General features: G+C 71.3%; 10 protein-coding genes. All 10 read right to left on the bottom strand.

Features of this window, described 5'->3' with window-relative positions; all coding sequences use genetic code 11:
- Window positions 1–189: 189 nt before the first annotated feature.
- The 10 genes from GTQ99_RS16180 to GTQ99_RS16135 all read right to left on the bottom strand — a co-directional run bounded on the left by GTQ99_RS16180 (window position 190) and on the right by GTQ99_RS16135 (window position 8,060).
- Window positions 190–630, bottom strand: coding sequence for a DUF2550 family protein (locus GTQ99_RS16180; protein WP_166616764.1), 441 nt, complete (start codon window positions 628–630; stop codon window positions 190–192).
- Between the two features lie 44 nt (window positions 631–674).
- Entirely contained in the window at window positions 675–956 is a 282-nt protein-coding gene (locus GTQ99_RS16175; RefSeq protein ID WP_166616763.1) for a F0F1 ATP synthase subunit epsilon, read from the bottom strand.
- A gap of 3 nt (window positions 957–959) precedes the next feature.
- A complete protein-coding gene (gene atpD, locus GTQ99_RS16170) occupies window positions 960–2,417 on the bottom strand; it encodes a F0F1 ATP synthase subunit beta (protein WP_166616762.1) in 1,458 nt (485 codons plus the stop codon).
- Between the two features lie 62 nt (window positions 2,418–2,479).
- Window positions 2,480–3,388 carry a F0F1 ATP synthase subunit gamma gene (locus GTQ99_RS16165; protein ID WP_166616761.1) on the bottom strand — a complete coding sequence of 303 codons (909 nt, stop codon included), beginning with the start codon at window positions 3,386–3,388 and terminating at the stop codon, window positions 2,480–2,482.
- Between the two features lie 52 nt (window positions 3,389–3,440).
- Window positions 3,441–5,099: a F0F1 ATP synthase subunit alpha gene (gene atpA, locus GTQ99_RS16160; RefSeq protein ID WP_166616760.1), complete on the bottom strand. Its 1,659-nt coding sequence runs from the start codon at window positions 5,097–5,099 to the stop codon at window positions 3,441–3,443.
- A gap of 93 nt (window positions 5,100–5,192) precedes the next feature.
- The gene (locus GTQ99_RS16155) at window positions 5,193–6,020 is read right to left on the bottom strand and encodes a F0F1 ATP synthase subunit delta (protein ID WP_166616759.1); all 828 of its coding nucleotides are present in this window, start codon (window positions 6,018–6,020) and stop codon (window positions 5,193–5,195) included.
- Window positions 6,017–6,595 carry a F0F1 ATP synthase subunit B gene (locus tag GTQ99_RS16150; protein WP_166616758.1) on the bottom strand — a complete coding sequence of 193 codons (579 nt, stop codon included), beginning with the start codon at window positions 6,593–6,595 and terminating at the stop codon, window positions 6,017–6,019. The genes GTQ99_RS16155 and GTQ99_RS16150 overlap by 4 nt, the downstream gene beginning before the upstream one ends.
- A 48-nt stretch (window positions 6,596–6,643) precedes the next feature.
- Window positions 6,644–6,850 carry an ATP synthase F0 subunit C gene (gene atpE / locus GTQ99_RS16145; protein WP_166616757.1) on the bottom strand — a complete coding sequence of 69 codons (207 nt, stop codon included), beginning with the start codon at window positions 6,848–6,850 and terminating at the stop codon, window positions 6,644–6,646.
- A gap of 66 nt (window positions 6,851–6,916) precedes the next feature.
- A complete protein-coding gene (gene atpB / locus GTQ99_RS16140) occupies window positions 6,917–7,717 on the bottom strand; it encodes a F0F1 ATP synthase subunit A (RefSeq protein ID WP_338075041.1) in 801 nt (266 codons plus the stop codon).
- 88 nt (window positions 7,718–7,805) lie between these two features.
- Window positions 7,806–8,060: an AtpZ/AtpI family protein gene (locus tag GTQ99_RS16135; RefSeq protein WP_166616756.1), complete on the bottom strand. Its 255-nt coding sequence runs from the start codon at window positions 8,058–8,060 to the stop codon at window positions 7,806–7,808.
- Window positions 8,061–8,096 lie beyond the last annotated feature (36 nt).

The following is an 8,096-nucleotide window of genomic DNA, read 5'->3' as shown; positions in this document are numbered from 1 at the left end:
GAGGGACGGGTGCGCGATCGGAACTGCATGTTCAACTCCGAGGTCCACGCGGGTGCCTGGGCACCCGCTGGGGCGACGCGACGGTGTGTCGGGAACGGCGTCGCCACGGTAGCGAGCGGCTCCCCCGTCGGCCCGTCGGAACGGGACTGCGGAGCGCGGGGTGCGGAGGGTGCGGGCGCCGTCGCCGGGTCAGGCGACGTTGACGTTCTGGCCCGGTGGCGCGGACTCCAGCCAGGAGGCGAAGCCGGTGTAGGCGTCGGAGGTCATCGCCAGCTCGATCTCGGTGCCCTCGTAGCGGCACTCGACGACGATGGCGCCCGGCTGCACGGCCAGCAGCTCCTGCCCCTCGGCGTCGCGGAACAGGGTCACGGCCAGCGCCCGCCGTGCGTAGGTGCACGACGGGCGCGGGGACAGCGAGAACGTGCGGTACCAGTCGAGGCGGTCGAGCTCGTAGCGCGCGACCCCGAGGGTCCACCGGCGGCGGGTCCCCCGGGCCTGGCGCACGGAGCAGTCGAAGGTGCCGAGCCGCGCGGTGAGGCGGCGGCGGCGCAGGACGACGGCCACGAGGAAGGCGAGCAGGAGGGCGGCGAGGATCCCGGCGACCTCCAGCGAGACCAGCAGCTCGTGCACCTGACGCCCGACCCCGTCCCGCCGCCGACCTCAGCCCGCCGTGCTCAACGGGTACCGGCGCTGGTGCCGGCACCCACCTCGACGGTCTCGGCGACGATCGTCACCTTGTCGTGGTCGACGGAGAAGAAGCCGCCGCTGACCTGGGCGGTGATGCCGTCGCCGCCGGAGCCGGTGATGACGACCTCGCCGGGCACGAGCACGGCCAGGACCGGCTCGTGCCCCGACATGATGCCGATGTCACCGTCGACCGTCCGGGCGCGCACGCGCGACGCGTCCCCCGACCAGACCGAGCGGTCCGCGGCGACGAGTTCGACCTGCAGCGCCACGGGTCAGTTCTCCTTCTGGATCTGCGCCCACTTGCGCTCGACGTCCTCGAGGCCACCGACGTTGAAGAACGCCTGCTCGGCCACGTGGTCCATCTCACCGTCGGCGATGCGCTTGAAGCTCTCCACCGTCTCCTTGAGCGGGACGGTCGACCCGGCGACGCCGGTGAACTTCTCGGCCATGTAGGTGTTCTGCGAGAGGAACTGCTGGATGCGCCGCGCGCGGCTCACCGTCAGCTTGTCCTCCTCCGACAGCTCGTCGACGCCGAGGATGGCGATGATGTCCTGCAGCTCCTTGTTGCGCTGCAGGATCTGCTTGACCCGGACCGCCGTCTCGTAGTGGTCCTTGGCGATGTACAGCGGGTCCAGGATGCGCGAGGTGGAGGCCAGCGGGTCCACGGCCGGGTACAGACCGCGCGAGGCGATCTCGCGGGAGAGCTCCGTCGTGGCGTCCAGGTGGGCGAACGTCGTCGCCGGCGCCGGGTCGGTGTAGTCGTCGGCCGGCACGTAGATCGCCTGCAGCGAGGTGATCGAGTGGCCGCGGGTGGAGGTGATCCGCTCCTGGAGCACGCCCATCTCGTCGGCCAGCGTGGGCTGGTAGCCGACGGCCGAGGGCATGCGGCCCAGCAGGGTCGACACCTCCGAGCCGGCCTGGGTGAAGCGGAAGATGTTGTCGATGAAGAGCAGCACGTCCTGCTTCTGCACGTCGCGGAAGTACTCCGCCATCGTCAGCGCGGACAGCGCCACGCGCAGGCGGGTGCCCGGCGGCTCGTCCATCTGGCCGAAGACCAGCGCGGTCTTGTCGAAGACGCCCGCCTCGGCCATCTCGCCGATGAGGTCGTTGCCCTCGCGGGTGCGCTCGCCGACGCCGGCGAACACGGACACACCGCCGTGGTTCTGGGCGACGCGCTGGATCATCTCCTGGATGAGGACCGTCTTGCCGACGCCCGCACCGCCGAACAGGCCGATCTTGCCGCCCTGCACGTAGGGGGTCAGCAGGTCGATGACCTTGATGCCGGTCTCGAACATCTGGGTCTTCGACTCGAGCTGGTCGAAGCTGGGGGCCTTGCGGTGGATCGGCCAGCGCTCGGTGACCTCGAGGCGCTCGCCGTCCTCCAGGTTGAGGCACTCGCCGATGGCGTTGAAGACGTGACCCAGCGTGACGTTGCCGACGGGCACCGAGATCGGGGCGCCGGTGTCGACGACGGGGGCGCCGCGCACCATGCCGTCGGTCGGCTTCAGGGAGATGGCGCGGACCATGTTCTCGCCCAGGTGGGAGGCCACCTCGAGGGTCACGGTCTGCGTCTGCCCGCCCATGGTCACCTGGGTGGTGAGGGCGCTGTTCTGGTCGGGCATCGTGTCGGCCGAGAACTCGACGTCGACGACGGGCCCGATGACTCGGGCGATGCGGCCGGTCGCACCGCGCTCGGTGCTGGTCGGCGTCTCGGTGACGGTGGCGGTCATGTCGCTCCTCGGGCTTCCTTCGGCGAGTGAGTGCTGCGGTGTCTGCGGGGCCGGCGCGCCGGTCAGGCGCGCGAGCCGGCGGAGGCCAGGGCGTCGGCGCCGCCGACGATCTCGCTGATCTCCTGGGTGATGTCGGCCTGGCGGGCGTTGTTGGCCAGCCGGGTCAGCTTCTTGATGAGCTCGTCCGCGTTGTCGGTCGCGTTCTTCATCGCGCGCTGGCGGGCGGCGAGCTCGGAGGCCGCGGCCTGCAGCAGGCAGTTGTAGATGCGGCTGTTGACGTACTGCGGCAGCAGCGCGTCGAGCACCGCGTCCGCGCTCGGCTCGAACTCGTACAGCGGCTGCAGATCGCCCTCGGTCGGCGCCTCGACGCCCTCGACGACCTCCATGGGCAGCAGCCGGACGACCCGGGGCTCCTGCGTCACCATGTTGACGAAGTGCGTGTAGACGATGTGGATCTCGTCCACCCTGCCCTCGGAGGCGTCCTTGCCGAAGTCGGCCAGGAGGCGGTCGCCGATCTCCTTGGCGTTCTCGTAGGACGGGGAGTCCGTGAAGCCGGCCCACTCCGCCTCGGTGGTGCGGCGGCGGAAGCGGTAGAAGGCGGCGGCCTTGCGCCCGACGAGGTAGGGCGCGACCTCCTTGCCCTCCTCGCGCAGCAGCGTGCTCAGGCGCTCGCCCTCGCGCAGCGCGTTGGAGGAGTACGCCCCCGCCAGGCCGCGGTCGGAGGAGCACACGAGCACCGCCGCGCGCCGCACGTCGGGCTTCTCGGTGATCAGCGGGTGGTCGAGCGAGGAGTTCGAGGCCGCCGCCGACACCGCGCGGGTCAGCGCCCGCGCGTAGGGGGTCGACGCGCGCACGTTCGCCTGCGCCTTGATGATGCGCGACGCCGCGATCAGCTCCATCGCGCGGGTGATCTTCTTGGTCGCCTGGACCGAGCGGATCTGCCGCCGGTAGGCCCTCAGCTGGCCTGCCATGTCCTGCTCCTCTTCCCTGCTCCGCTCGGTCCCTGCGTGGTCGTGCTGCGCGTCAGCCGCGAGCGGCGGTCGCGCCGCCCTTGCGGGTGGTGATGCGCTCCTGCGAGATGTCGTCCGCGTCGGCCGAGCCCTCGCCGCCGTCGGCCGGGGCCGCCGCCGCACCGCTGCCGGAGGAGAACTGCGGCTTGAAGGCGTCGACCGCCTTCTGCAGCTCCTGCTTGGCGCCGTCGGAGAACTGCTTCGTCTCGCGGATGCCCGCCATGAGGTCGGCGTGCTCGCGCTTGACGTAGTCCAGGAACTCGCGCTCGAAGCGGGAGACGTCCGAGACCTCGATCGAGTCCAGCTGACCGGTGGTGCCGGCCCAGATGGAGACGACCTGCTCCTCCAGCGCGTACGGGGTGTACTGCGGCTGCTTGAGCAGCTCCACCAGGCGCGCGCCGCGGGCGAGCTGGTTGCGGGAGGCCTGGTCGAGGTCGGAGGCGAACATCGCGAAGGCCTCCATCGCGCGGAACTGCGCGAGGTCGAGCTTCAGCGTGCCCGAGATGCCCTTGATCGCCTTGGTCTGCGCGGCGCCGCCGACGCGCGAGACCGAGATGCCGACGTCGATGGCCGGGCGCTGGTTCGCGTTGAACAGGTCCGACTGCAGGAAGATCTGGCCGTCGGTGATGGAGATGACGTTGGTGGGGATGTACGCCGAGACGTCGTTGCCCTTGGTCTCGATGAACGGCAGACCGGTCATCGAGCCCGCGCCCAGCTCGTCGGACAGCTTCGCGCAGCGCTCCAGCAGGCGGGAGTGCAGGTAGAAGACGTCACCGGGGTACGCCTCGCGGCCCGGCGGGCGGCGCAGCAGCAGCGACACCGCGCGGTAGGCCTCGGCCTGCTTGGACAGGTCGTCGAAGATGATGAGGACGTGCTTGCCGGCGTACATCCAGTGCTGGCCGATGGCCGAGCCGGTGTACGGGGCGAGGTACTTGAAGCCGGCCGGGTCGGAGGCGGGGGCCGCGACGATGGTCGTGTACTCCATCGCGCCGGCCTCCTCCAGCGAGCGCCGCACGCCGGCGATCGTGGAGCCCTTCTGGCCGATGGCGACGTAGATGCAGCGCACCTGCTGCTTCGGGTCGCCCGACTTCCAGTTCTCGCGCTGGTTGAGGATCGTGTCGATCGCGATCGCGGTCTTGCCGGTCTGGCGGTCGCCGATGATCAGCTGGCGCTGGCCGCGGCCGATCGGGATCATCGCGTCGATCGCCTTGATGCCGGTCTGCAGCGGCTCGCGGACCTCCTGGCGCTGCACGACCGAGGGGGCCTGCAGCTCCAGCGCGCGGCGGGTCTCCGCCTCGATCGGGCCGAGGCCGTCGATCGGGGCGCCCAGCGGGTCCACGACGCGGCCGAGGAAGGCGTCGCCGACGGGCACGGAGAGGACCTCGCCCGTGCGGTGCACGGCCTGGCCCTCCTCGATGCCGGCGAAGTCGCCGAGGACGACGACGCCGACCTCGCGGACGTCGAGGTTCTGGGCCAGGCCCAGCGTGCCGTCCTCGAAGCGCAGCAGCTCGTTCGCCATCACCGAGGGCAGGCCCTCGACGCGGGCGATGCCGTCGCCGGCCTCGCTGACGCGACCGACTTCCTCGCGCGCAGCGGTGCCGGGGTCGTACGACGCCACGAAGGCGTCGAGAGCGTCCCGGATCTCCTCCGGGCGGATGGTCAGCTCGGCCATGGAAGCCCTGCTCTCCTTCTCGGGTCCTGCAGTCTCAAGTCCATTGTCCCCCCTCGGACGGGGGGTGTGCGAACGCGTGCGCGGGGAGGGCGGTCAGCCGGCGAGGCGCCGGCGCGCCTCCTCCATGCGGGTCGAGATGGACCCGTCGATGACGTCGTCGCCGATGCTGATGCGCAGGCCGCCGACCAGCTCGGGGTCGACGTCCACGTTGACGCGGATCGCCCGCCCGTACTGGCGCGTCAGCGCCGCCGACAGCCGCTCGCGCTGCGCGTCGGAGAGCGGGGCCGCGGAGACGACGTGCGCCACGGCCTGCTGGCGGCGCTGGGCGACGACGTCCACCCACTGCTCCAGCAGCCGCTCGGCGCGCAGCCCGCGCGGGGCGGTGGCGGCCCGGCGGGCCAGCTGGACGGCCTCGGGGGTGGCGCGGTCGAGCAGCAGCCGCGACACCAGGGAGGCCCGGTTCGCCTCGGGGGCGGCCCGGTCGGCCAGCGCGTCGCGCAGGCCGGGGTTGCCGGCGATGGTCCGCGAGAACCGGAAGAGCTCGTCCTCCAGCGCGTCGAGGTGCCCCGAGCGCTCCGCCTGGACCGCGACGGCCACGACCGCCAGGCGCTCGCAGGCGTCGGTCAGGTCGCGGCCGGCGGCCCAGCGCCCGGCCGTCAGCGCGGCGACCGCCTCGACGGCCGCCGGGCTGATGCGCCCCGACAGCGTGCGCCGCACGAACTCGGCCTTGGCCGACGCCGCGCGGGCGGGGTCGGTGAGGGCCCGGCGCAGGGCCACCGTGGAGTCGAGCAGGGAGGTGACGGCGAAGAGGTCCTCGCCGGTGCGCCCCGCGTCGCTGCCCTCGGTGGCCAGCTGCGCGTCGAGCACCTGCTGGGCCGCCGCGAGGCTGGTCCTGGCGGCGCCGGAGTCGAGCTCGCTCATCGAGAGGTCACTCCCGCGTTCTCGCTGCGCTCGAGGTCGGTGAGGAACCGGTCCACGACGCCGCTCTGGCGGGCCGAGTCGTGCAGGGACTCGCCGACGATGCGCGAGGCGAGGTCGGTCGCCAGGCGGCCCACCTCGGCGCGCAGCTGCGCGGTGGCCTGCGTGCGCTCGGCCTCGATGGTGGCGCGGGCGGAGGTGGTGATCCGCTCGGCCTCGGCCTGCGCCTGCTCGCGCATCTCGACGAGGATGGCCGCACCCTGCTGGCGCGCCTCCTCGCGGATGCGGTTCGCCTCGCCGCGGGCGTCGGCCAGCTGCGCCTTGTACTCCTCGAGGGCGGCCTGGGCCTCGGCCTGGGCCCGCTCCGCCTTCTCGACGTTGCCCTCGATGGCGGCGCGCCGCTCGGCGTAGACCTTCTCGAGGCGCGGGACGATCTTCTTGGCGACGTAGAAGTACAGCGCCGCGAAGACCACGATCCCGAAGATCATCTCGCCCAGGTGGGGCAGGATCGGGACCGAGGGGTCGCCCGGTGTGGTGGCCTCGGCCGCGGCGGCCAGGGCCGGTGCTACGAGCTGCACGGCTCCTCCTCTGGAATCAGCGCTCTACGACGAGTGGGGGAGCGCCTGTCAGCGGAAGACGAAGGACAGCGCCAGACCGAAGATCGCCAGCGCCTCGGTGAGGGCGAAGCCCAGGAAGGCGATGGTCTGCAGCATGCCGCGCGCCTCGGGCTGGCGGGCGACGCCGTTGATGTAGGCGGCGAAGATCAGGCCGACGCCGATACCGGGGCCGATGGCCGAGAGGCCGTAGCCGAGGATTGCGATGTTGCCTTCCATCAGTCTCTCTGCTTCCTTCCGTCGCCGACGCGATGCCCGCGTCGATCGTGGTGTGGGGGGGGTGGGTCAGTGCTCGTCGGCGAGGGAGCCGGCGATGTACAGGGCGGCGAGCAGCGTGAAGATGTACGCCTGCAGGAACTCGACGAGGATCTCGAACAGGGTCATCACGACGCCCATGCCGAAGGTCGGGATGGACAGGATCTGCAGGCCCAGGCTGTGCGAGTGCAGCAGCATGTACTCACCGCCGGTGATGAAGAGCACCAGCAGGATGTGACCCGCGAACATGTTGCCGAACAGACGCAGCGCCAGCGTCACCGGCCGGGTGATGAAGTACGTGATCAGCTCGAGGAAGAACACGAAGGGCTTGATCCAGCCGGGCAGGCCCGGCGGGATGAGGCTGGCGAGGTAGCCGCCGAGCCCGCGCCGCTTGATCCCGAGGAAGTGGTAGATCACGAAGACCACGAGCGCCAGCACCAGCGGGAAGGCGATGCGCCCCATCGTCGGGTACTGGAAGAACGGGATGACGCCGAAGAGGTTGTTCAGCAGGATCAGCGTGAAGTAGGTGAAGAGCAGCGGCACGAAGCGCAGGAAGTCGTGCGAGCCGATGATCTCGCGGGCGATGCTGTTGCGGACCAGCCCGTAGCCGGCCTCGGTGAGCATCTGCCCCTTGCCCGGGACCACCGTCAGCCGGCGGGTCGCCAGCGTCAGCACGACGGCGATCACCACGGCGGAGATCACCAGGACCAGCGCCGGGCGCGTCACGGCGAAGGCACCGCTGGTGCCGAACAGCGGCCACCAGAAGATGTCCTGACCAGGGGCTTCGAAGCCCTCCCCGCCACCTGCGGCAGCGAGCATCCCGAGGCTCACGTGTACTCCTCCGTGCGAACGTCTTCGTGGGTACGGGCCGTCATCGCGAGCTCACGCGAACCGGCCACAGGGGCTTCACAAGTGGCCGTCACGATTTACCGTACCGGAACCACACGTAGTAGATCGCCAGCGCCATGCCCGCGACGATCCCGACGGCGACGAGGAAGTCCGTGCCGACGAGGCGGTCGAGCAACCAGCCGAGACCGCCGAACCCCAGCACCCCGGCGAGCAGGTACGAGGGGATGTTCCAGGCCCGCGACTCCTCGAGGCGGCCGTGACCGGGCTCCCCCGCGGGGGTGGCGCCGGCCGGTTCGTCCCCGGGGCGGTGGCCGTCGTCGGTCATGTCGGGCGGAACGGTACCAGGGCGGTGCCTCACGAC

Origin of the sequence: Kineococcus vitellinus (genome assembly GCF_009906315.1) — a bacterium.
GTDB classification, from domain to species: domain Bacteria; phylum Actinomycetota; class Actinomycetes; order Actinomycetales; family Kineococcaceae; genus Kineococcus; species Kineococcus vitellinus.
The sequence above is the reverse complement of the archived record's forward strand: the minus strand, read 5'-3'. Positions and strand labels throughout refer to the sequence as shown.